Annotated in this window: 19 protein-coding genes and 1 pseudogene; 8 read left to right on the plus strand and 12 right to left on the minus strand. The window is 57.0% G+C overall.

What is annotated here, in order from left to right; all coding sequences use genetic code 11:
- The first annotated feature begins 3 nt into the window (after nt 1-3).
- Nucleotides 4-663 carry a DedA family general envelope maintenance protein YghB gene (yghB, locus tag C0560_RS17500; protein WP_100778921.1) on the plus strand — a complete coding sequence of 220 codons (660 nt, stop codon included), beginning with the start codon at nt 4-6 and terminating at the stop codon, nt 661-663.
- A gap of 36 nt (nt 664-699) precedes the next feature.
- Here yghB and C0560_RS17505 read toward each other — a convergent pair whose 3' ends face one another.
- Both C0560_RS17505 and C0560_RS17510 read right to left on the minus strand, forming a co-directional pair.
- Nucleotides 700-1,599: an AraC family transcriptional regulator gene (locus C0560_RS17505; RefSeq protein ID WP_100778920.1), complete on the minus strand. Its 900-nt coding sequence runs from the start codon at nt 1,597-1,599 to the stop codon at nt 700-702.
- Complete coding sequence (locus C0560_RS17510; protein ID WP_102104772.1) at nt 1,596-1,814, minus strand: hypothetical protein; 219 nt, start codon at nt 1,812-1,814, stop codon at nt 1,596-1,598. Before C0560_RS17510 ends, C0560_RS17505 begins: the two co-directional genes overlap by 4 nt.
- Here C0560_RS17510 and yqhD point away from each other — a divergent pair.
- Together yqhD and dkgA are read left to right on the plus strand one after the other, a co-directional pair.
- Complete coding sequence (gene yqhD / locus C0560_RS17515; protein ID WP_100778918.1) at nt 1,794-2,957, plus strand: alcohol dehydrogenase; 1,164 nt, start codon at nt 1,794-1,796, stop codon at nt 2,955-2,957. The two genes, C0560_RS17510 and yqhD, sit on opposite strands and share 21 nt — an antisense overlap.
- A 104-nt stretch (nt 2,958-3,061) precedes the next feature.
- Entirely contained in the window at nt 3,062-3,889 is an 828-nt protein-coding gene (gene dkgA, locus C0560_RS17520; RefSeq protein ID WP_100778917.1) for a 2,5-didehydrogluconate reductase DkgA, read from the plus strand.
- 59 nt (nt 3,890-3,948) lie between these two features.
- On the opposite strand, the pseudogene C0560_RS17525 reads toward dkgA, so the two are convergent.
- The 5 genes and pseudogenes from C0560_RS17525 to C0560_RS17545 all read right to left on the minus strand — a co-directional run.
- Nucleotides 3,949-6,179: pseudogene (locus C0560_RS17525) on the minus strand (YgiQ family radical SAM protein); the annotation flags it as partial.
- 120 nt (nt 6,180-6,299) lie between these two features.
- On the minus strand, nt 6,300-7,712 hold the full coding sequence (gene ftsP / locus C0560_RS17530) for a cell division protein FtsP (protein WP_181826876.1): 1,413 nt from the start codon (nt 7,710-7,712) through the stop codon (nt 6,300-6,302).
- Nucleotides 7,713-7,769: 57 nt separating this feature from the next.
- A complete protein-coding gene (plsC, locus tag C0560_RS17535) occupies nt 7,770-8,507 on the minus strand; it encodes a 1-acylglycerol-3-phosphate O-acyltransferase (protein WP_100778914.1) in 738 nt (245 codons plus the stop codon).
- A 122-nt stretch (nt 8,508-8,629) separates the two neighbouring features.
- Complete coding sequence (gene parC, locus C0560_RS17540) at nt 8,630-10,888, minus strand: DNA topoisomerase IV subunit A (RefSeq protein WP_100778913.1); 2,259 nt, start codon at nt 10,886-10,888, stop codon at nt 8,630-8,632.
- A 119-nt stretch (nt 10,889-11,007) separates the two neighbouring features.
- Nucleotides 11,008-11,409 carry a YgiW/YdeI family stress tolerance OB fold protein gene (locus C0560_RS17545; RefSeq protein WP_100778912.1) on the minus strand — a complete coding sequence of 134 codons (402 nt, stop codon included), beginning with the start codon at nt 11,407-11,409 and terminating at the stop codon, nt 11,008-11,010.
- A gap of 150 nt (nt 11,410-11,559) precedes the next feature.
- Between C0560_RS17545 and qseB the strand changes: the two genes are divergently transcribed.
- The 4 genes from qseB (at nt 11,560) to C0560_RS17565 (ending at nt 14,655) form a co-directional block, all read left to right on the plus strand.
- Nucleotides 11,560-12,219: a quorum sensing response regulator transcription factor QseB gene (qseB, locus tag C0560_RS17550; RefSeq protein ID WP_102104774.1), complete on the plus strand. Its 660-nt coding sequence runs from the start codon at nt 11,560-11,562 to the stop codon at nt 12,217-12,219.
- Complete coding sequence (gene qseC / locus C0560_RS17555) at nt 12,216-13,565, plus strand: quorum sensing histidine kinase QseC (RefSeq protein WP_181826877.1); 1,350 nt, start codon at nt 12,216-12,218, stop codon at nt 13,563-13,565. Before qseB ends, qseC begins: the two co-directional genes overlap by 4 nt.
- Nucleotides 13,566-13,671: 106 nt before the next feature.
- Nucleotides 13,672-14,253, plus strand: a complete 582-nt coding sequence (locus C0560_RS17560; protein WP_100778909.1) for an NAD(P)H-dependent oxidoreductase — start codon at nt 13,672-13,674, stop codon at nt 14,251-14,253.
- A gap of 87 nt (nt 14,254-14,340) precedes the next feature.
- Nucleotides 14,341-14,655, plus strand: a complete 315-nt coding sequence (locus C0560_RS17565) for a putative quinol monooxygenase (protein WP_100778908.1) — start codon at nt 14,341-14,343, stop codon at nt 14,653-14,655.
- 92 nt (nt 14,656-14,747) lie between these two features.
- On the opposite strand, the gene C0560_RS17570 is transcribed toward C0560_RS17565, so the two are convergent.
- Genes C0560_RS17570 through C0560_RS17580 form a run of 3 tightly spaced genes read right to left on the minus strand, consistent with a single transcriptional unit; the run spans nt 14,748 to nt 19,080 of the window.
- Nucleotides 14,748-15,935 (minus strand): glycoside hydrolase family 88 protein, encoded by a 1,188-nt coding sequence (locus tag C0560_RS17570; RefSeq protein ID WP_248859184.1) that lies wholly within the window; start codon nt 15,933-15,935, stop codon nt 14,748-14,750.
- Between the two features lie 28 nt (nt 15,936-15,963).
- Nucleotides 15,964-17,229, minus strand: coding sequence for an oligosaccharide MFS transporter (locus C0560_RS17575; RefSeq protein WP_100778906.1), 1,266 nt, complete (start codon nt 17,227-17,229; stop codon nt 15,964-15,966).
- 33 nt (nt 17,230-17,262) lie between these two features.
- Nucleotides 17,263-19,080, minus strand: a complete 1,818-nt coding sequence (locus tag C0560_RS17580) for a DUF2264 domain-containing protein (RefSeq protein WP_123428425.1) — start codon at nt 19,078-19,080, stop codon at nt 17,263-17,265.
- 166 nt (nt 19,081-19,246) lie between these two features.
- Here C0560_RS17580 and C0560_RS17585 point away from each other — a divergent pair, with 166 nt between their 5' ends.
- Complete coding sequence (locus C0560_RS17585) at nt 19,247-20,086, plus strand: AraC family transcriptional regulator (protein ID WP_248859185.1); 840 nt, start codon at nt 19,247-19,249, stop codon at nt 20,084-20,086.
- A gap of 21 nt (nt 20,087-20,107) precedes the next feature.
- Here C0560_RS17585 and C0560_RS17590 read toward each other — a convergent pair whose 3' ends face one another.
- Both C0560_RS17590 and C0560_RS17595 read right to left on the minus strand, forming a co-directional pair.
- Nucleotides 20,108-20,995, minus strand: a complete 888-nt coding sequence (locus C0560_RS17590) for a MurR/RpiR family transcriptional regulator (RefSeq protein ID WP_248859186.1) — start codon at nt 20,993-20,995, stop codon at nt 20,108-20,110.
- Nucleotides 20,992-21,939, minus strand: a complete 948-nt coding sequence (locus C0560_RS17595; protein WP_248859187.1) for an ABC transporter substrate-binding protein — start codon at nt 21,937-21,939, stop codon at nt 20,992-20,994. The genes C0560_RS17590 and C0560_RS17595 overlap by 4 nt, the downstream gene beginning before the upstream one ends.
- Between the last annotated feature and the right edge of the window lie 9 nt (nt 21,940-21,948).

A 21,948-nucleotide genomic window follows, 5' to 3' on the forward strand; every position in this document is an offset into this window, starting at 1 on the left:
TCCATGGCTGTCATTCAAGATATTATCGCTGCGCTCTGGCAACACGACTTTGCAGCGCTGGCGGACCCGCACGTTGTAGGTGTTGTTTATTTCGTTATGTTCGCCACGCTTTTTCTGGAAAACGGTCTGCTGCCGGCCTCGTTTCTTCCGGGCGACAGCCTGCTGTTATTAGCCGGGGCGTTAATCGGTAAAGGCGTTATGGACTTCGCCCCCACGATCGTGATTTTAACGTCGGCCGCCAGCCTCGGCTGCTGGTTGAGCTATGTGCAGGGCCGCTGGCTCGGCAATACGCGCGTGGTGAAAGGTTGGCTGGCGCAACTGCCCGTGAAATACCACGAGCGCGCCACCTGCATGTTTGACCGCCACGGCCTGCTGGCTCTGCTCGCCGGACGTTTTCTGGCGTTTATTCGCACCCTGCTGCCAACGATGGCCGGGATTTCTGGCCTGTCGAACCGCCGCTTCCAGTTCTTCAACTGGCTGAGCGCCCTGCTGTGGGTCGGCGTTGTGACCTCTTTGGGTTATGCCCTGAGCATGATCCCGTTTGTGAAGCACCACGAAGATCAGGTGATGACTTTCCTGATGATCCTGCCGATTTTCCTGCTGGTTGCAGGCCTCGTCGGGACGCTGTTTGTGGTGATCAAGAAGAAATGCTGTAACGTCTAATCTTGTCCGTCCTCTCCCTCCCCGGGAGAGGACGCTTTACATTCCCTGCATCGTTCTGATACGCGCCGCATCTTCCCCCGGCGTCACGCCAAAATAGCGTTTAAACTCACGGCTGAACTGCGACGCACTTTCATACCCAACGCGCATCGCCGCAGCGCTGGCTTTCATCCCGTCGTGAATCATCAGCATCCGCGCTTTGTGCAGGCGATAGCTTTTCAGGTACTGCAACGGCGACGTGCTGGTGACGGATTTAAAGTTATGGTGGAACGCCGAGACGCTCATATTGGCCTCTGACGCCAGCTCATCCACGCTCAGGTTTTCCGTGTACTGGCTCTCAATACGTTTTAATACGCGGCTGATGAGGCTGAAATGGGTCTGACGGCTCACCAGCGCCAGCAGCGCTCCGCCGCCCGGTCCCATCAGGACGTGATAGAGGATCTCGCGGATTATCTGCTTGCCGAGAATACGTGCGTCGAGCGGGCGTTCCATAACGTCCAGCAGGCGCTCAATGGCGCACAAAATCTCATCGGAGAGCGTCGCGGAGTTAATGCCGCTCGCCGCCATCGCGGGCTGGAACAGTTCGTCTTCACCGATATCCATCAGCAGTTCCTGAAGCTGGAGAATATCAACGTTGACGCGAATGCCCGCCAGCGGAACGGCCTCAGTCGCATAGGTTTCACATTCAAAGGGTAAAGGTACTGTGAGGAGTAAATATTCGTTGGTGTCGTAACGGAACACGCGCTCATTGATATAGCCAATTTTATGGCCTGAAAAGAGAAATACGATGCCGGGCTGGTACATCACCGGCGTGCGCGTGCCGGGCTGTGTGCCGTATAAAAGACGGATATCCGGCAGCAGCTCAGTGAGCGTATTTTCTTTATCTTTCAGTCTGTTAATTTGCCCCGTCAATTGCAGGCAAATCTCATCGCGGTTCATTCAGGTTTACTCCCGATACGGTTTCCATTGTTGCCAGTTTGCGCACCTTTTCGCATTTTCTCCAGCCCTCTGTAGAAATGGGCAAGACAACGGCAGGAATGTGCATTGAGAGGCGTGCCTTCGATGGCCACAATGGGCACCATCAGGCAGCCATCGACGCCGCCACGTTTTTCACCCACATAAGGGAACGAGCAATGAATAATTTTAATCTGCATACCCCAACCCGCATTCTGTTTGGTAAAGACGCCATCGCCGATCTGCGCGACCAGATCCCAGCCGGCGCGCGCGTCCTGATCACTTACGGTGGCGGCAGCGTCAAAAAAACCGGCGTGCTGGACCAGGTGTACAGCGCACTGGAAGGCGTGGACGTACGTGAATTCGGCGGCATCGAGCCAAACCCGTCCTACGAAACGCTGATGAACGCAGTTAACATCGCCCGTGAAGAGAACATCACCTTCCTGCTGGCAGTCGGCGGCGGTTCGGTTCTCGACGGCACCAAGTTCATTGCAGCTGCGGCCCATTACGCCGATGGCGTGGATCCGTGGGAAATCCTGCAGACCGGCGGCAGCAAAATCACCAGCGCCATCCCGATGGGCTCTGTACTGACTCTGCCAGCGACCGGTTCTGAATCCAACAAAGGCGCGGTCATCTCCCGTAAAACCACCGGTGACAAACAGGCCTTTATGAACGAACACGTTCAGCCTGTGTTTGCGGTGCTCGACCCGGTTTACACATACACCCTGCCGCCGCGTCAGGTGGCTAACGGCGTCGTGGATGCCTTCGTTCACACGGTTGAGCAGTACGTCACTTATCCGGTCAACGGCAAAATTCAGGATCGCTTCGCGGAAGGTATTCTGCTGACGCTGGTAGAAGACGGCCCGAAAGCGCTGCAAGAGCCAGAAAACTACGATGTGCGCGCAAACGTGATGTGGGCGGCGACTCAGGCGTTGAACGGCCTGATTGGCGCAGGCGTGCCGCAGGACTGGGCGACCCACATGCTGGGCCACGAACTGACCGCGATGCACGGCCTCGATCACGCCCAGACGCTGGCGGTGGTTCTGCCTGCCCTGTGGAATGAAAAACGCGACACCAAACGTGCCAAACTGCTGCAGTATGCAGAGCGCGTATGGAACATCACTTCCGGTTCTGAAGACGAGCGTATCGACGCGGCAATCGCGGCGACCCGTAACTTCTTCGAGCAGCTGGGCGTGCCGACTCGCCTCTCCGGTTACGGCCTGGATGGCAGCTCTATCCCTGCCCTGCTGGCTAAACTCGAAGAGCACGGCATGACGCAACTGGGCGAGAATCACGACATTACGCTGGACGTCAGCCGTCGCATTTACGAAGCGGCCCGCTAAGCGTTTTTGTCATCCCGCCTTTCGTTTTTTGACATTTCGTCCAGACTTAATGCACACCACATCACCGGGGACACCCCCGGTGATGAGCAAATGGAGGAGGAAAAATGGCAAACCAAACCGTAATTAAGCTTCAGGACGGCAACGTCATGCCCCAGCTGGGACTGGGCGTATGGAAAGCCGGTAATGACGAGGTCGTGTCCGCCATTCACAAAGCACTGGAAGTCGGCTATCGGTCTATCGATACCGCCGCCGCGTACAAAAATGAAGACGGCGTCGGCAAAGCGTTGGCCAGCGCCAGCATCCCGCGCGATGAGTTATTCATCACCACTAAACTGTGGAACGACGACCAGAAACGCCCACGCGAAGCCCTGCTGGAAAGCCTGGAAAAACTTCAGCTCGATTTCGTCGATCTCTATCTGATGCACTGGCCGGTTCCGGCAATCGATCACTACGTTGAGGCCTGGAAAGGTCTGATCGATCTGCAAAAAGAGGGGCTGGTGAAGAGCATTGGCGTCTGTAATTTCCAGATCCATCATCTGCAGCGGCTGATTGATGAAACGGGCGTCGCGCCGGTGATCAACCAGATTGAGCTGCATCCGCTCATGCAGCAGCGTCAGCTGCACTCCTGGAACGCCACGCACAAAATTCAGACCGAATCCTGGAGCCCGCTGGCTCAGGGCGGCGAAGGCGTGTTCGATCAGAAAATTATTCGCGACCTGGCCGAGAAGTACGGCAAAACCGCCGCGCAGATCGTCATTCGCTGGCATCTGGACAGCGGTCTGGTGGTGATCCCGAAATCGGTCACCCCGGCGCGTATCGCCGAGAACTTCGACGTCTGGGATTTCCGCCTGGATAAAGAGGAGTTAAGCGAGATAGCGAAGCTGGATCAGGGCAAGCGTTTGGGGCCAGATCCGGATCAGTTTGGGGGGTAATACCCTCGTTCAAAAGCCCGACAAACGTCGGGCTTTTTTATTGCCGGGCGACAGGCTTAGCGCCCTGCCACTTTCCCGCGTTTTTTGTTCGCCGCCGGCGTCTGGCGCTGATGCGCAACAGGCGTGTGTTTGGTCAGTGCCGGACGGGTATTGCGGTTCTGGCGACGCGCTTCGCGCATCTCATCGAGCGTCGGCGCGGGCACCAGGCATTCGCGGCGCGAGCCAATCAGATGCTTTTTACCCATATCCTCCAGCGCCTGACGGATCAGCGGCCAGTTGGCCGGATCGTGATAGCGCAGCAGTGCTTTATGCAGTCGACGCTGTTTGTCACCTTTCGGCACCACCACATCTTCACTCTTGTAACCAATTTTACTCAGCGGGTTCTTGCCGGTGTAATACATGGTCGTCGAGTTAGCGAGCGGCGACGGATAGAAGTTCTGCACCTGATCGAGACGGAAACGACGCTGCTTCAGCCACAGGGCCAGATTCACCATATCCTCATCGCGCGTACCAGGGTGCGCAGAGATGAAATACGGAATCAGGTACTGCTCTTTACCCGCCTGTTTCGAATAGGTGTCAAACAGCTCTTTAAAGCGATCGTAGCTGCCCATGCCCGGCTTCATCATCTTCGACAGCGGGCCTTCTTCCGTATGCTCAGGGGCGATCTTCAGATAGCCGCCAACGTGATGGGTCGCCAGCTCTTTGATGTAGCGCGGATCTTCCACGGCGATGTCGTAACGCACGCCGGAGGCGATCAGGATCTTTTTGACGCCTTTTAGATCGCGGGCGCGACGGTACAGGTTGATCGTCGGCTCGTGGTTGGTGTCCATGTGCTGACAAATATCCGGATAGACGCACGACAGACGGCGGCAGGTCTGCTCCGCGCGCGGTGATTTGCAGCGCAGCATATACATGTTGGCGGTCGGGCCGCCCAGATCGGAGATCACGCCGGTAAAGCCCGGAACCGTGTCGCGAATGGCTTCGATCTCGTTAACGATCGAATCCTCAGAGCGGCTCTGAATAATGCGCCCTTCGTGCTCGGTGATCGAACAGAACGAGCAGCCGCCGAAGCAGCCGCGCATGATGTTGATCGAGAAGCGGATCATCTCGTAGGCAGGAATTCGGCTATTGCCATAGGAAGGATGCGGCACGCGTTTGTACGGCAGTGCAAACACGCTGTCCATCTCTTCGGTTGAGAGCGGAATGGCTGGCGGGTTAACCCAGATATAGCGCTCGCCGTGCTTTTGCATCAGCGCACGTGCGCAGCCTGGGTTAGTTTCATGATGCAGAATGCGTGACGCGTGCGCGTAAAGCACCTTGTCGCCTTTCACTTTTTCAAAGGACGGCAGCAGAACGTAGGTTTTTTCCCACGGTTTTGGGCGCGGCGGCTGCACGACTACGGCTTTGGCTTCGGCTTTCTTCGGTTCAACCGGTTTGTTGTCCGCACACGGCAGATCTTCGCCATACGGGTGCGGGATCGGGTCGATTTTGCCCGGCATGTCGATGATACGGGAATCCACCCCGCTCCAGCCCGGCAGCGCTTCTTTCACCATGATCGCCGTGTTACGCACGTCGCGGATGTTAGCGACAGGTTCGCCCTGCGCCAGACGGTGCGCCACTTCCACCAGCGGACGCTCGCCATTGCCGAAAATCAGCATATCGGCTTTGGAATCCACCAGCACCGAACGGCGCACGGTATCAGACCAGTAATCGTAGTGCGCGGTACGGCGCAGGCTCGCTTCGATTCCCCCCAGGATGACCGGCACGTCTTTCCATGCTTCTTTGCAGCGCTGGGTATACACCAGCGTGGCGCGATCCGGACGCTTACCGGCGACGTTATCGGCGGTGTAGGCATCGTCGTGGCGCAGTTTGCGATCGGCGGTGTAGCGGTTGATCATCGAGTCCATGTTCCCGGCGGTAACACCGAAGAACAGGTTGGGTTTGCCGAGGCTCATGAACGCGTCTTTGCTGTTCCAGTCTGGCTGGGAGATGATCCCTACGCGGAAGCCTTGCGCCTCCAGCATACGGCCACAAATGGCCATGCCGAAGCTCGGGTGATCGACGTATGCATCGCCCGTCACCAGAATAATATCGCAGCTGTCCCAGCCCAGTTGGTCCATCTCTTCGCGGGACATCGGCAGGAATGGCGCCGGTCCGAAGCAGGCTGCCCAGTATTGGGGCCAGGAGAAGAGGTCTCGATCCGGCTGGATCAGGGATATTGCGCTCATAATGCTTCCGAAGAAAAAATAGACAAAGGGCGGGGATTATACGCTGGATTTATACATGAAATGAAGGGGTATTATGCGGGCATTTCCGTCGCTCGCCCGCTAGCGCTGCGCTTAGCGTGCCTGGGTTCGCGGATTCTGTAAGCCGGGTAAGGCGAAGCCACCGCCCGGCCTGTAAAAGCGTGCTAGGCCAGCGGATTCACCAGCAGTTGCCCTACGGAACCGCGATCTGACATCTCCAGCGTCTGGCTGTGGAACAGGAACGGGAAGTGCGGCCATGAAGGCTGCCCGTAGTAGACCAGCAGCTCTACCTGCCCATCGACCCAGACCGTATCTTTCCAGCCGCGATCTTCCGGGAACGGCATCGCACCGTTGACGTTACGGATCAGGAAACTCACCCCTTCGATATGAAACGCCTGCGGCATCTCTGCACGCACCGTCCAGCGCTCCCAGGTGCCCTGCTGCGCTGTAATATCAATACGATTGACGTCCCACAGCGCACCGTTGATCCCCGGATCGTCGCCAAGGCTGATATCACGACTGCGCACCGGCGTCCCGCTCAGGATCTCCTCCGGCAACAAACGCATCGGCAGGCTGTCCGTCACCAGCGGTAACAGGCCTGTCGGACGCAGGGTCAACACCAGCGTAGACACCAGAATGCTCGACGGCTCAAAGAAGCCGCGAATACGATCCACGATGCTCGCCGCCTCGCCGCAGGTAATCGACACTTCATCCCCGTTGGTCATATCGACGAGGATTTCACGCCGTTCACCCGGCGCCAGCGCCAGCTGTTTAACGGAAACCGGTGCAGGTAAAAAGCCCTGATCGCCGGAGATCACATGCAGCGCGCGACCATCGCTCATCTGCAGCTGATAGCGCCTGGAGTTGGACGCATTCAGCAGACGCAGACGGACCCAGCCGCGAGAGACTTCGACGTACGGGCTTTGCGCGCCGTTCACCATTAGCGTATCGCCGACAAAACCGCCGCTGCCCGGCTCGCTGTACTCCGGCGAGCCAAAGTTATCGAGGCGTTTGTCCTGAATGATGACCGGGAAATCATCGACACCGTAGTGGTTCGGGATCGGCAGCGATTTACTCACGTCGTCTTCCACCAGCCACATTCCGGCCAGACCGTTGTAGACCTGCTGCGCTGTGCGGTTTGGCGTGTTCGCGTGATACCACAATGTCGCGGCACTCTGGCGAATCGGCAGTACGGGTGCCCAGTCAGCGCTCGGCGTCATCATGCGCGCCGCGCCGCCCATCAGTGGGCCGGGGACCTGCAATCCGCTGATGGTCATGGCGACGTTTTCCGCCAGGCGGTTGCTGTAAATGAGCTTTACGTCATCCCCGCTCCAGACGCGGATCGTCGGCCCGAGATAGCGGCCATTCACCCCCCAGACCGATGCGCGCGTGCCCTGGGTAAAGGACCAGTGTGTGCGCTGCATGGTGAGGAAAAGCGGTTGCCCACGACGAGATTCCAGTAACGACGGAATGGGCAGCGGCTGTTGCTGCCCGGCGGCGTTGGCTGTCAGCGGAACCGCGCCAGCACAAAGGGCGATTCCCGAAGCCTGAATAAACTGACGCCGACTGAGTGACATATTTGCTCCATGTGAAACGACGATAAAACGCGGGAATTCATTTCCCTGAAACTCCGGTTAAATCTTGCCGGAGGCTTCTCTCTCTGCGACTTCTTTGTCGAGCACTTCGATTTGACGCGCCATCAGCTCACGGCAATGGGCAGCCAGTTCACGCACCTGGTCTTTACCGTATTTGCTGGTGTCCACGGGTGGCAGCATCTCAACAATTACCAGCCCGTTTTTCAGGCGGTTAAGGTTAATTTTATTCGAAGTATTGGAAACACACACAGGAATAATTGGCACACCTGCAGCAATTGCGGCGTGAAACGCGCCAGTTTTAAACGGTAGCAGGCCGCGACCACGGCTGCGCGTCCCTTCCGGGAACATCCAGATAGAGATTTTGCGTTTCTTAAAGTGATTGACCACTTCGGCAATGGTGCTGTGCGCTTTGGCGCGGTTATTACGATCGATCAGCAAGTTACCCGTGAGCCAGTACAGCAGGCCGAAGAACGGCACCCACAGCAGGCTCTTTTTACCCACCGTGACCGTTGGCGGCAGCACGATGTTCGCGGCGGTGACCATATCGTAGTTATTCTGATGATTACCGATATAGATGGCGTTGCCGAAATTTTCTGCGCCTTCCGGCAAGCGGGTTTCGACCTTCAGGCCATACAGCGGCGCCAGTCGACCAAACATGCGGCCAAAGGTGGAGACATGCTTCGGGTTACGCGGGCTGAACAGGCAGTAAATGCAGCCGAACACGCAGACCAGAATGCAGTAGATAACGGTGAGAATTGCACGAACAATGAATAGCATAGCGACCTCAGAAGCCCTAACAGCTGACAATTATATACTCCAATGCCAGCCAGGTAAGGACTTTGTGTAAAGACAGATAATTTTAGCGAGAACCCCCTCCCGAACGGAGGGGGAGAGGCACATTACTCTTCGCTATCGCCCGATTTCGCACGCAGTGGAGAGTCAATCTCCACGCGGTCGATACGCTGCAGCCCGCGCATCAGCGAGCCGCGACGCCCGCGCTCGCCCACCACTTTCTGCAACTCTTCCGGACGCAGTTTGATCTTACGCTTGCCGACATGAATGGTCAGCGTGCTTTGCGGCGGCAGAATGAAGAGATGCGCCAGACCGTCTTCGCCTTTTGCGGCTTCCGCCGCCGGGATATTGATGATCTTGTTGCCCTTGCCTTTCGACAGCTGCGGCAGGTCGCTGACCGGGAACATCAGCATCCGTCCAGCCTGGGTGATCGCCAGCAGCATATCGCTGTCGTTCTCAATCACCAGCGGCGGCATAACGTGGGCGTTATCCGGCAGGCTGATCATCGCTTTACCCGCGCGGTTACGGGCAATCAGATCGTTGAAGGTACAGATGAAACCGTAGCCGGCGTCGGAGGCCATCAGCAGTTTCTGCTCTTCACCTTCCATCAGCATATGATCAACGGTCGCACCCGGTGGCAGCGTCAGCTTGCCGGTGATTGGCTCGCCCTGCCCGCGCGCCGACGGCAACGTGATCGGGTCGATGGCGTAGCTGCGCCCCGTCGAATCAAGGAACACCACCGGCTGGTTACTCTTGCCTTTCACCGCCGATTTGAAGCTATCGCCAGATTTGTAGCTCAGCCCCGGCGCGTCGATATCGTGGCCTTTCGCGCTGCGCACCCAGCCGCTCTGGGACAGCACGATAGTCACCGGCTCAGACGGCTGCATGTCGTGCTCGTTCATCGCTTTCGCTTCTTCGCGCTCCTGCAGCGGTGAACGACGGTCGTCGCCGAAGGCTTCCGCATCCGCCTGCAGCTCTTTCTTCAGCAAATTGCTCATCTTGCGTTCTGACGCCAGAATCGCCTGCAGCTGATCGCGCTCTTTCGCCAGCTCGCTCTGTTCGCCGCGAATTTTCACCTCTTCCAGTTTGGCGAGGTGGCGCAATTTCAGTTCGAGAATGGCTTCAGCCTGGGTTTCGCTAATGCCAAAACGCGACATCAGCGCGGGCTTCGGCTCGTCCTCGGTGCGGATGATCTCAATCACTTCATCGATATTGAGGAACGCCACCAGCAAACCTTCAAGGATATGCAGGCGCTTAAGGACTTTTTCCAGACGATAGTTCAGACGACGGCGTACCGTATCGCGACGGAACGCCAGCCACTCAGTCAGGATCTCCAGCAGGTTTTTCACCGACGGACGACCATCCAGACCGATCATGTTCAGGTTGATGCGGTAGCTTTTTTCCAGATCGGTAGTGGCGAACAGGTGGTTCATCACCTGGTCCATATCGACGCGGTTAGAGCGTGGGACAATCACCAGACGCGTCGGGTTTTCGTGGTCCGATTCGTCGCGCAGGTCGTCGACCATCGGCAGCTTTTTATTGCGCATCTGGGCGGCGATCTGCTCCAGCACTTTCGCGCCGGACACCTGGTGCGGCAACGCGGTAATGACCACGGCGCCGTCTTCTTTATTCCACACCGCGCGCATGCGCACAGAGCCGCGACCGTTCTGGTAGATTTTGCGGATTTCAGCGCGGGAGGTGATGATCTCCGCTTCGGTCGGATAGTCCGGCCCTTGCACAATATCCAGCAGTTCATCCAGCGTGGTTTTCGGCTGTTCAATCAGGGTAATGGCGGCTTTCGCCACTTCGCGCAGGTTGTGCGGCGGAATATCCGTCGCCATGCCAACCGCGATGCCGGTGGTGCCGTTCAGCAGGATATTCGGCAGACGGGCAGGCAGCATTTTCGGCTCCTGCATCGTGCCGTCGAAGTTTGGCACCCAGTCCACCGTGCCCTGGCCGAGTTCGCCGAGCAGCAGTTCTGCATATTTTGATAAGCGCGATTCGGTGTAACGCATCGCGGCGAAAGATTTCGGATCGTCCGGTGCTCCCCAGTTTCCCTGGCCATCGACCAGCGGATAACGGTAGGAGAACGGCTGCGCCATCAACACCATCGCTTCGTAACAGGCGCTATCGCCGTGCGGATGGTATTTACCCAGCACGTCACCCACGGTACGGGCGGATTTTTTGAATTTGGCGCTGGCGTTCAGGCCCAGCTCAGACATCGCGTAAACGATGCGACGCTGAACGGGTTTCAGGCCATCGCCGATAAACGGCAGTGCCCTGTCCATGATGACGTACATGGAATAGTTCAGATAGGCGTTTTCAGTGAATTCATGTAGCGCGAGGCGCTCTGCCATATCGCTCATTAAATGTCATTCCTCAACTCAGAAACCTGTGGGTTTCAGGCAATATTGCCGCAGATACTACCCTATCTGACGAGTTGAGTCACAAAGAAAAAGGGCCGCAGAATCGGCCCTTTTCGTCATTATTTGTTCAGTTTGATAACTTGTTTGACGTCGATTTCAAACTCATTCCACTCTTTATCGACCTTACCCTGAATCTCGACCTGATCCTGCGGGGTGATGGTCTGCCCGTTCCAGCGTTTGTGGTCAATTTCCACATTTACCGTACCGGTGGTGTCGCGGAACAGGTAGCGGTCGTCGGACAGGCGCTCGGTAATGTTACCGCGCAGTTTGACCCAGCTGTCGTCCTTCTGATCTTTGACTTTGGCCGCGGTGGTCAGGTTAGCGTTATTGTCCACAAATCCGCCCTGCTGGGTTTGGGTTTGCGCAGGCGTTGCAGATGGACCGTTAAAGCCGCCTTCTGCAGCAAATACCGGAGCCGTTGTCATCATCATGATTGCCGTAATAGCTGCGAATTTTTTCATCGTTATCTCTCCCTTTAATGTTGTTTAGAACGCCATTAAACAGGGTAAACCTTAACAACTTCTTAAGGGGAAAATTTAAATTTTTTTGCTGTACAGCATGATGTCACAGGGGGTTTACTGCACATAAACCGCAGCATCAAGGAGGGGAACATGCGCATCTTATTGGTAGAAGACGACAGGCTGATTGGCGACGGCATCAAAGCGGGCTTAAGCAAAATGGGCTTTAGCGTTGACTGGTTTACCGACGGCAGCACAGGCAAGGCCGCGCTCTATACCGCCCCTTTCGATGCGGTGGTACTCGACCTGACGCTGCCGGGCATGGACGGCCTCGACATCCTGCGCGACTGGCGCGAAAACGGGCGCAGCGAGCCGGTGCTGATCCTCACCGCGCGCGATGCCCTCGATCAGCGCGTCGAAGGTCTGCGTCTCGGCGCGGACGACTATCTGTGCAAACCCTTTGCCCTGGTCGAAGTGGCGGCGCGGCTTGAAGCACTGCTGCGCCGCAGCCACGGCAAATCCCGCAGCGAACTGCGCCACGGCAACGTGACGCTGGACCCCACAAGCCTGGTCGCTACGCTTAACGGCGAAACGCTGGCCCTCAAACCGAAAGAGTTCGCCCTGCTGGAGCTGCTGATGCGTAACGCCGGGCGCGTGCTGCCGCGCAAGCTTATCGAAGAAAAGCTCTATACCTGGGATGACGACGTCTCCAGCAACGCCGTCGAAGTCCACGTTCACCATTTACGCCGCAAGCTCGGCAGCCATTTTATCCGCACCGTTCACGGCATCGGCTATACCCTGGGTGACGCATGAAACTGACACAACGCTTAAGCCTGAAACTGCGCCTGACGCTACTTTTTCTCTTGCTGTCTCTCGGCGCATGGCTGGCGGCAAGCGTGGTGGCCTGGCAGCAGACCACCCACAAGCTCGATAAACTGTTCGATACCCAGCAGATGCTGTTTGCCAAACGGCTGATGACCATGGATCTCGACGAGCTTAACGCGCCGGTGCGGATGAGCGATGTGCCCAAAAAAGCCAAACACGGCCATCTTGATGACGACGCGCTGGCGTTTGCCATCTACGCCAGCGACGGGAAAATGCTGCTGAACGACGGCGAAAATGGCCGGGATATTCCTTATCACTACCGTCGCGACGGTTTTACCGACGGGCGGCTGAAGGATGACAACGACGCGTGGCGTTTCCTGTGGCTGACCGCGCCGAACGGGAAATACCGGATTGTCGTCGGGCAAGAGTGGGAGTATCGCCAGGAGATGGCGCTGGATATTGTCACTTCGCAGTTGACCCCCTGGCTGGTGGCGCTGCCGCTGATGCTGCTTTTGCTGATTGTTTTACTCGCGCGCGAACTGCGCCCTCTGAAAAACCTCGCCCTGACCTTGCGCCGTCGTTCGCCCGACGCCACCGACCGGCTTGCAACCGATGGGCTGCCGACGGAGGTGCGCCCGCTGCTCGACGCCCTGAACCATCTTTTTGCCCGCACGCAGGAGATGATGACCCGCGAGCGGCGCTTTACCTCAGATGCCGCCCACGAACTGCGCAGCCCGCTCACCGCTCTGAAGGTGCAAACCGAAGTGGCGCAACTGTCGCTGGACGATCCCGAGGCGCAGGCGAAAGCGCTCAACCAGCTTCACGCAGGCATCGACCGTGCCTCGCGGCTGGTGGATCAGCTCCTCACGCTGTCGCGCCTCGACTCACTGGAAAACCTCGATGATGTTCAGACGATCGCGATGGCCGATCTGCTGCAATCGTCGGTGATGGACAGCTACTATTCGGCGCAGCAGGCGGGCATCGAATTGCGCCTCAACATTCACGCGCCTCAGGTGGCGCGCGCCGGCCAGCCGCTGCTGCTGAGCCTGCTGGTGCGCAACCTGCTGGATAACGCCGTGCGCTACAGCCCGCGTGGAAGCGTGGTCGATGTCACGCTGGATGCGCAGAGTTTTACCGTGCGCGACAACGGGCCGGGGATTTCGCCGGACGCGCTGGCGCGCATCGGCGAGCGTTTTTATCGTCCTCCGGGCCAGGAGCAGACCGGCAGCGGGCTGGGATTATCCATCGTCAAACGCATCGCGACGCTGCACGGCATGCGGGTAACGCTCGCCAACGCGCGCGAAGGTGGGTTTGAAGTGACAGTAAGCTGGTAGTTGGATTATTGCGCTATAAGCAAAAGACTTTGCACATTTTGCTCATTTTTCCGCACCGTTATTACGGGTAACATGACTGCCAAACTTGCCAGTCTGAGGACAAATTATGAGCAACATTCTGATTATCAACGGTGCGAAAAAATTCGCCCACTCTAACGGCCAACTGAATGACACCCTGACCGAGGTCGCGGATGGTTTCCTGCGCGACGCCGGGCATGATGTTAAAGTGGTTCGCGCCGACAGCGATTACGACGTCAAAACCGAAGTGCAGAATTTCCTGTGGGCCGACGTGATTGTCTGGCAGATGCCAGGCTGGTGGATGGGCGCACCGTGGACCGTCAAAAAGTACATGGACGATGTCTTCACCGAAGGTCACGGTTCTCTGTACGCCAGCGATGGCCGCACCCGTTCCGACGCCTCTAAAAAATACGGTTCCGGTGGTCTGCTGCACGGTAAAAAATACATGCTGTCCCTGACCTGGAACGCGCCGCTGGATGCCTTCACCGATGAAGATCAGTTCTTCCACGGCGTTGGCGTGGACGGGGCTTACCTGCCGTTCCATAAAGCCAACCAGTTCCTGGCGCTGGAGCCACTGCCGACCTTTATCGTCAACGACGTGATTAAAATGCCGGACGTGCCGCGCTATATCGCAGAATATCGCAAGCATCTGGCTGAGATTTTTGCTTAACTGGTTATTCAATTAAGACCCAATTAATTCAAGTTGCAGCCAACGCAGCTGCAACTTGAAGTATGCCGGGTAGAGAAGGAGTTAACCATGCTTACCGTCATTGCTGAAATTCGCACTCGTCCAGGTCAACATCACCGTCAGGCGGTGCTGGATGAATTCGTGAAAATTATCCCGACCGTTCTGAAAGAAGAAGGCTGCCACGGCTACGCGCCGATGGTTGACGCTGCCGCAGGCGTAAGCTTCCAGACCACCGCGCCCGATTCGATCATCATGGTTGAACTGTGGGAAACCGTGGCACACCTGGAAGCGCATCTGCAAACCGCGCACATGAAAGCGTGGAGCGAAGCGGTGAAAGGGAACGTTCTGGAAACGCATATCCGTATTCTGGAGCAAGGGGTTTAAGTTTTTGTATTTTGCCGGGCGACACCGCGTTTACCCGGCATTCAAAACCTGAGCCAGAGGCCCGGTAAGCTTAGCGCCACCGGGCTTTTTTATTACCAGTACAACTTCCAGCTCTGAGTAAAACGCACCAGCGCCTCCACGTAGAAGTAATCCCCCCAGCTCGCGCACTCATCCACGCCTTTATTGCTCGCCAGATGGTAAACCGAGTGCTTCAGCAGCCCGTTACCCTTCTCGTCTTTACCCATCAGATAGTGACGGGTCAACGATGACATCATCCCTTTCGCCCACTCCAGATAGCGCTCGCGATCCGGGTCCGTCACCGGCAGGTGCTTCACAAGCTCCAGCAGGCCGCACACCGCAATCGCCGCCGACGATGAATCGCGCAGGGCATCGGTGCCCACGAGCGCCAGATCCCAGTGACAAACATAATCCTCCGGCAGACGATTCAGGAAATAGTTCGCCAGCCGTTTCGACAAGGCGATCATCGTCTCGTCGCCGGTATAGATGTAGCTCAGCAGGAAACCGTAAATTCCCCATGCCTGCCCGCGCGACCAGCAGGAGTCATCCGCGTAGCCCTGCTGCGTATTGCCGTAGCGCGGCGCACCGGTTTTAACGTCCATGTAGTAGGTGTGGAACGTCGACGCGTCCTCGCGGATCAGATAGGTCGCCGCCTGCATGACGTGCGCTTCCGCCGCGTCGGCAAAGCGCGGATCGCCGGTCTGCTCCGTCGCCCAGTAGAGCAACGGCAGGTTCATGTTGCAGTCGATGATCATTCGTCCGGCCTGCTCCGGGTCGGACAGATCGCCCCACGCCTGGATGATCTTCGCCTTCTCGTGGAAGCGCTCAAGCAGCGCTTCGGCGGCCAGCAGCGAGAAACCACGCGCCTCGCGATTGCCCGTCAGACGCCAGGCCGCCACGCACGACAGGGTATAGAGGAAGCCTAAATCGTGGGTATTGGTATCATTTCGCCCGGCGATGCGCAGGCCAAACGAGCGGACGTTTTTCTCGGCCAGCGCACGGAATTTCTCGTCACCGCTCATCTCCCACGCCAGCCAAAGCTGCCCGGTCCAGAAACTGGTGGTCCACTCCACGTTTTCCGTCAGGGGATAAAAGCCCTCTACACAGGTTTCAGCCGGGAATTTTTCACCGAACTCCGTTAAATGACGGCTAATCAGTTCGAGGACATGATCCCGCGCCGAGCTTAATTCATCACTGAACACGCGCGCATCAACGGGTGCAGGAATATCGGACAGGCGTTCCTCTGCGATACGATTTAACATATTTCGGTTCCTTCTTTGACAGCAAAAATTAGCGTGATGGATTTTGTTCTGCGATGTTGATGGCCTGCGCGCCGCGCCATTTGCTCTGGCAGGCGGATAAGGTAAAGGCAGAAATAAGGGTAAATGTCAGCGCCGTGGCACCCATGATGATATAAGTCTGCTCAAAGCCGATACGGTCATACATATATCCGGCAGGCGATGAGACCACCACATTTCCGACATACAGCATCGCCTGATAGCCTAATAAATACATGGTGGCGTTGACGCGTTTGTCGAAATGCTCGGCGATATATTTAAATACCGACACCAGCAGCAGACAGATTTCCAGGCCGTATAACGGTTTCAGAATCGAAATTAACAGGTGGGAATCGCACATGCCGGAAATAATCAGGCGTGCGCCCACCACTAATCCCACAATTAATAATCCGCGTTTGGCACCTATAAAGTTAACGAACAGCGGGATCACCATATACATCAGGAATTCCATCCCCGACTGTACCGTGCCCAGATAGCCAAAGACCGCGTTGCCCTGATGCACATCGTCGAAGAAGGTGACGAAGTAGCGCGAGAACTGCTGCTCAGCAATAAACATCATCCACGCCACGCCCGCCACATACAGGCAGAAGGCCCAAAACTTGCGGTTACGCAGCAGCGCGTAGACGTCCGACGGCGCGATTTTCTCTTTGGTCAGCACCTCCCCGGCATGAACGGAGTTAGTGTTCACTTTCAGGTTTAGCAATACAATCAGCATGATGACCGACGCGACACTGCCCATAATAAAGTTATACGCCGGAGAGAGGTTAAACAGCAGGCCGGAGAAGGATGACGCCACCGCCCAGCCGAGGGAACCCCACATACGAATCTGACCAAACTCCATGCCGTTCAACCGGCTAAAGCGATCGGAATAGGATTCGCACGCCGCCACGCCCGCATACCAGGCAAAGCTTAAATAGAGCGCACCGATAATAATCCCGAGCAGGGTGTTGGACATCAACAGCGGCTGATAGACGTAAATAAAGAACGGTGCCATCAGGGCCGACATGGCCACTACAAAATAGAGCAGATATTTGCTCATCCCGATTTTATCGAGAATATAGCCGTAAATAGGTTTCAGAATAACGGAGAAGACACCGTTAACCGCAAATACCGTACCAATCACCGAACCGCTCAGGTTCGCTTTTTGGCCGAGCCAGATGGCCAGCAGGCCAATACTGGCCGACCAGGTAAAGAAATAGAGAAAAATAAAGGTACTGATTTTGTAATATTCGGTTTTATTCGTTGAGCTGATTTTCATAGAATCCTCGCCAACAGGTAGGGTCCAGAGTGTTTATATAAAGAACGACAACTGACGTTCGCTGCCCGGTTCGTGAATCACGACCTGGTTATTGTTTATTTTCAGCTGCGGCGTGACCGCGTAGTTTTTCTGCTCCCCGGAAGCGGTGACAGCGCAGCAGAGCCAGCTTTCCCCGGCCGGGAGTTGTGTGGCAAGCACAGGAATCGATGCGCATTGCGCAAACATCACGCTGCTGTTCGGCGGCGTAACGATGCTGTCGGGCTGGCGCGAAAGATCGGGCGACAGATCGACAATCACGCTGCTGCCATTTTCCGCATTCAGAACACAGCCGCGCGCCTGCAGGCGATGCGCCGTTTTGATCACCGCAAAGCCCCCTTCCACCGTCTGCAAGGTGCGCGCGCTATTAATGCGATGCAGACGCAGATGCCACTCGCCGAACGGCACCAGCCAGGTGTCGATCTGCACGTCGTGCCACGGCGACCAGCGCGAGAAAATGAAGTTCTCATCAACGCGCACCGCGTCGCAGTCGCGGCGACCCCGGAAATAGTTATCGCCATCGCTGAGCAGCAGCATCGAGTCGCAGGCCGCGTGTTTAATGCCGTAGCGTCCGCGCTCAATGGTGAAACCAAAGCGGCTGGAGTAGGCAAATTTGGTGTACTTCGCCTCGGTGTTGACGTAGTTGTTCAGCTCCAGCTGCCCGGCGGTGAGCAGGGTCGCGTGCTGTGAATTGTCGGCGTGGATCAGGATCTGCTGCGCGTTGGAGATAACGTGTTTTTCAGCGCGTTCCGGCAAAGGCTGTTCCTGTGCCTGCCAGAACGGATGATCTTCACCCAGCGCCAGGATCAGGTAGGTTTTCAGCGCCCAGTACGGCGATCCCGGCGAGTTGTAATCCTCGCACATCGCCAGATTGGGATAGGCAAAACCGAGCGTCAGAATGCCGTCGCGATCGAGGATCGGCTGCTGCTGCCACCAGCGCAGATGACGCAGAATGATCCCTTTCACAATGCCCGGCGTGAAAACATCCAGTTCAGAAAATGCCACCGCGCTCCAGAACGCGACCATCGCAAAACGGTAGGTCAGGCTGCGGCCAAAGGGGATCGATGCCCCGTCGGCGGCAGACATAAAGATAAAATCGTCGGCAAACTGGCGGGCGCGATCGCGCAGCACTGCGGCCCGCGCCTCGTCGCCGCTCAGGGTGGCGTAGATCAGGCCATAGAAGTGGAACGCCATCGAGATGTAATAGTCTTTCGGGCGGCCCACGCCATCGGAATACCAGCCGTCGCCGAGGTAGTAAGCGTCCATCAGCGCAAAGCGACGATCGATGGCAGACTGATCGAACGACAGTCCGGCGCGTTTAAAACCAAGCTGGACCATAATGGCAAAATAGTTCCAGTTGCTGTCCGGCATTTGAGCATCGGTGATCTGATTCAGCCAGGCGTGCAGGTTCTGCACCTCCCGCTCGCTGAAGAGATCCGTGAGCCGGTTCTGCAACAGCGCAAGCCCAAGGCCATAGGCCGCCATCTCCACCAGACGCTGATCGTAAGGCGCGGTTTCGCCCCAGTAACCGGCGCTTTGCGGGTCCGTGCCCTGTTTAATCGCAGTGATGTATTTCTCGCTGTAAAGGGTGCGCTCGCCGGAAGCCAGCAGTGGAAACAGCCCCCACAGGGCACGCGACAGCCCTTCCATTTCGGCAATATCCGTCGCGTAGTGCGCGCAGGTATCACCCAGCGAAATGCGTGAACTGTCCGGCGCAAACTGCTTGTCCAGCGCACCTAACAGGGTATTTAGCTCCGCCACCACATCCTGACGGGAAGACAACGGATTTGATGTTTCTTTCTTTGCCGCCCACATACGCTCGTCCTCGTAATCATCTGCGGCAAAGAATAGTGAATGCATAACCCTCAGAAATGTTAGCCGTGTCACAGGGAAGAGAGATGAATAAACCTGAAGTTGAGAAAATTTAAAAAGGTGGTTTATAACGAGAAAGAGACGGGGAAAAGTTGAGTTTTATTGCACTATGCGCGACACGCCAAAATCCGACCATCTGGAGCTGATCGCCCTGAATGACACCATCGTGTCGTTCAGCCGCCTGTTCGCCAATACTGTGCGCTATCACCACTGGCATCAGTGTCTGGAAATTCTCTATGTCGAAGAGGGATTTGGCGTGGCGATTGTCGATAACCGCCACTACACCATGCGCCCCGGACGGCTGTTTTTCTTCCCGCCGTTCACCCTGCATAAGGTGATGGTGGATGAACAGGCCGAAGCGATTTATCGCCGTACCATTATCCATCTCGATCATCACGCGGTGCTGAAAGTGCTGCGAGATTTTCCGCAGGCGCAGCAGCGGCTGCAAAAACTGTCACGACGCGGCGGGCCGGCCTGGGTCGCTGATGTTGCTCACTGTCAGGTGCACATCCATCACCTGCTGAGCTGCTACCAGCCGCCGATGAACAGTGAAAGCATCGCCAGCCTGCTGATTGCGCTGTTTGCCATGCTGCCGGACGACAGCGACGGCGCGCCCGGCAGCAGCAACGGCATCGCCAGCCAGGTGATGTTCTGGCTGGATGAGAACTATCAGGTTAAATTTAGCCTCGATGCGCTGGCGACGGAACTGGGCAAATCCCGCAGCTACGTTTCCCGCAAATTCCATCTGGAAACGGGCGAGAAAATTCATGATTACCTGAATACGCTGCGGCTGCGAAAAGCCTGTGAATGCCTGTTACACAGCGAAGAGAGCGTGCGGGATATCGGTGCGCGGGTCGGGTTTTCTGACGTGACCTATTTTATCAGCGCCTTCAGGAAGGGCATCGGCGAGACACCCCTTCAGTACCGGAAAAATCATTCGGGCCATTAAGCGGTATTTTGCCCGGCAGCTTCACGCGCTTTTCTTACCGGGCTTTAATCCACGGTGAAATTCATTGATACGCTTCATGGACTTAATCGTGCGCTGCGGCGCGGTGGAGGCCACCGACAGCACAATCATCTCCAGGCACAGCATCACCGTACCATGCAGCGGGATTTTGCCTTTCTCATTGCCGCGCGGAACGTGGATCACCACGCTCGCCTCTTTACTGAAACGCGAATCGACGGCGTTGGTGAGCAGGATGGTTGGGATCCCCAGACGCCGGGCTTCGCGAAGGGTCGTCTGCCCTTCCCGGTGCGCGGATTTTTGCGCCATCATTACCAGCACATCCCCGCGCTGGAGTTCGATCAGCTGCTCGGCAAGGTTAATTCCGGTGCGGTTCAGTGCCGTCGCCGGCAGGCCAATGCGGCTGAACAGTCGCGCGGTGTATTCCGCCAGAATTCCCGACGCGCCGATGCCAAAAATCGCCACCTGCCGCGCTTCGCCCAGCAACGCCACCGCCTGCGCCAGGGCGTAGCGGTTGGCCGGTTCAGACAGCACTTCGCAGGTGTGCTGATGCCCTTCGAGGACGAAATCGATGCTGGAATTGACGTCACTGGTCAGCGCTTTCACCGTGGTGGTGATCTTTTCGCTGGAGCTGAGCGTGGGGCCAAGCCAGTGCTCAAGCGTCTGTTTGAGGTCGCGTAAACCGGCAAAGCCCAGCGCCTGAATCGCCCGCACCACGGTGGCATCAGAGGTTTTCAGCAGCGCGGCAATTTCCATCGCCGTCTGCTCCATCACCGCTTCGCGATTGTCGTTGATGTAGCTGGCCACCAGCAGCAGACGCGGCGTCAGCTGATGCCCGCGAGCACGAAAACGCTCGCCGTAGAGATCGACCCGCGATTTGTCTTTTCTGATCATTTCGCCTCCGGCAGCGGACGCCCGGCGATTTGTGACTGCACCTGCGCTGCCATTAATCCCAGCGAGGCAAAGGAGTTGGAGATCGCCTCCTCGCGTGAGATCAGCACGTAATGTCCGGTGCGACAGGCATTAAGAAACTGACACCAGCCGGGCATCACCGCCTCCATCGCTGCCAGCTCATCCTGCGGTTTACCGCCCGTATCGCCGCGCCAGGTGGCGAAGACGAAATCCGCATCCAGCTCCGGCAGACGCTCAGCGCTGACGTCGATACGCTCGCCTTCAGGAATCGCGTCGATGAGTTTCGGGAAGGTGAATCCGGCATCACGCAGTACGCGCCCTAAAGAGTGATAGCTGTGCATCACAGTGATTTTTCCCTGATTAGCCTGAATCACCGCGACGCTGATTTTGTGCGTATCAATCGTCGCTTTTAGCGCCTTGATCTGCTCCTGGTAGCGACGTTCAAGAATTTTCAGCCGTGCCTGCGTGCCGGTTAACTGCGCCAGCTTGCGGTAGATTTCCGGCGCCCCGCCGTCGAGGTGATCGATGCTCACCGTCGGCGCGATTTTCTCCAGCATCGCGACAGGCGTATTGCGGGTTGGTTCGGTGATGATCAGATCCGGCCTGGCGGCGGCGATGGCTTCAATATCGATATCCGCAGTGCCGATAAACTGAATCGCAGAGTTATCGAAATCCACGCCCGTTAGCAGCCCGCCGGAGCGAATAAAATGGCTGCCGTCCGGGCGCGTACGTCCGTGGCTCGCCACCGGCGGCATGCCGAGTTCAATCAGCGGAATGGTGATGTCGAGATCGTGCAGCGACACGATGCGTTTCGGGTGTAGCGGCACCGTGACCGTGCGCCCCAGATCGTCGGTAAAGGTCTGAACAGGTTCAGCGGCGCTTGCGGAAAACCCCGCCAGCAACAGCAACATTAACACTACGCGCATAACACTCCC

Origin of the sequence: Lelliottia sp. AC1 (genome assembly GCF_023278595.1) — a bacterium.
Classification (GTDB): domain Bacteria; phylum Pseudomonadota; class Gammaproteobacteria; order Enterobacterales; family Enterobacteriaceae; genus Enterobacter; species Enterobacter nimipressuralis.

Bases quoted from the DNA above. Each gene is read 5' to 3' on its own strand.
- yghB (WP_100778921.1), top strand. From the start codon at position 4: ATGGCTGTCATTCAAGATATTATCGCTGCGCTCTGGCAACACGACTTT.
- C0560_RS17505 (WP_100778920.1), bottom strand. From the start codon at position 1,599: ATGAACCGCGATGAGATTTGCCTGCAATTGACGGGGCAAATTAACAGA.
- yqhD (WP_100778918.1), top strand. From the start codon at position 1,794: ATGAATAATTTTAATCTGCATACCCCAACCCGCATTCTGTTTGGTAAA.
- C0560_RS17510 (WP_102104772.1), bottom strand. From the start codon at position 1,814: ATGCAGATTAAAATTATTCATTGCTCGTTCCCTTATGTGGGTGAAAAA.
- dkgA (WP_100778917.1), top strand. From the start codon at position 3,062: ATGGCAAACCAAACCGTAATTAAGCTTCAGGACGGCAACGTCATGCCC.
- ftsP (WP_181826876.1), bottom strand. From the start codon at position 7,712: ATGTCACTCAGTCGGCGTCAGTTTATTCAGGCTTCGGGAATCGCCCTT.
- plsC (WP_100778914.1), bottom strand. From the start codon at position 8,507: ATGCTATTCATTGTTCGTGCAATTCTCACCGTTATCTACTGCATTCTG.
- parC (WP_100778913.1), bottom strand. From the start codon at position 10,888: ATGAGCGATATGGCAGAGCGCCTCGCGCTACATGAATTCACTGAAAAC.
- C0560_RS17545 (WP_100778912.1), bottom strand. From the start codon at position 11,409: ATGAAAAAATTCGCAGCTATTACGGCAATCATGATGATGACAACGGCT.
- qseB (WP_102104774.1), top strand. From the start codon at position 11,560: ATGCGCATCTTATTGGTAGAAGACGACAGGCTGATTGGCGACGGCATC.
- qseC (WP_181826877.1), top strand. From the start codon at position 12,216: ATGAAACTGACACAACGCTTAAGCCTGAAACTGCGCCTGACGCTACTT.
- C0560_RS17560 (WP_100778909.1), top strand. From the start codon at position 13,672: ATGAGCAACATTCTGATTATCAACGGTGCGAAAAAATTCGCCCACTCT.
- C0560_RS17565 (WP_100778908.1), top strand. From the start codon at position 14,341: ATGCTTACCGTCATTGCTGAAATTCGCACTCGTCCAGGTCAACATCAC.
- C0560_RS17570 (WP_248859184.1), bottom strand. From the start codon at position 15,935: ATGTTAAATCGTATCGCAGAGGAACGCCTGTCCGATATTCCTGCACCC.
- C0560_RS17575 (WP_100778906.1), bottom strand. From the start codon at position 17,229: ATGAAAATCAGCTCAACGAATAAAACCGAATATTACAAAATCAGTACC.
- C0560_RS17580 (WP_123428425.1), bottom strand. From the start codon at position 19,080: ATGTGGGCGGCAAAGAAAGAAACATCAAATCCGTTGTCTTCCCGTCAG.
- C0560_RS17585 (WP_248859185.1), top strand. From the start codon at position 19,247: ATGCGCGACACGCCAAAATCCGACCATCTGGAGCTGATCGCCCTGAAT.
- C0560_RS17590 (WP_248859186.1), bottom strand. From the start codon at position 20,995: ATGATCAGAAAAGACAAATCGCGGGTCGATCTCTACGGCGAGCGTTTT.
- C0560_RS17595 (WP_248859187.1), bottom strand. From the start codon at position 21,939: ATGCGCGTAGTGTTAATGTTGCTGTTGCTGGCGGGGTTTTCCGCAAGC.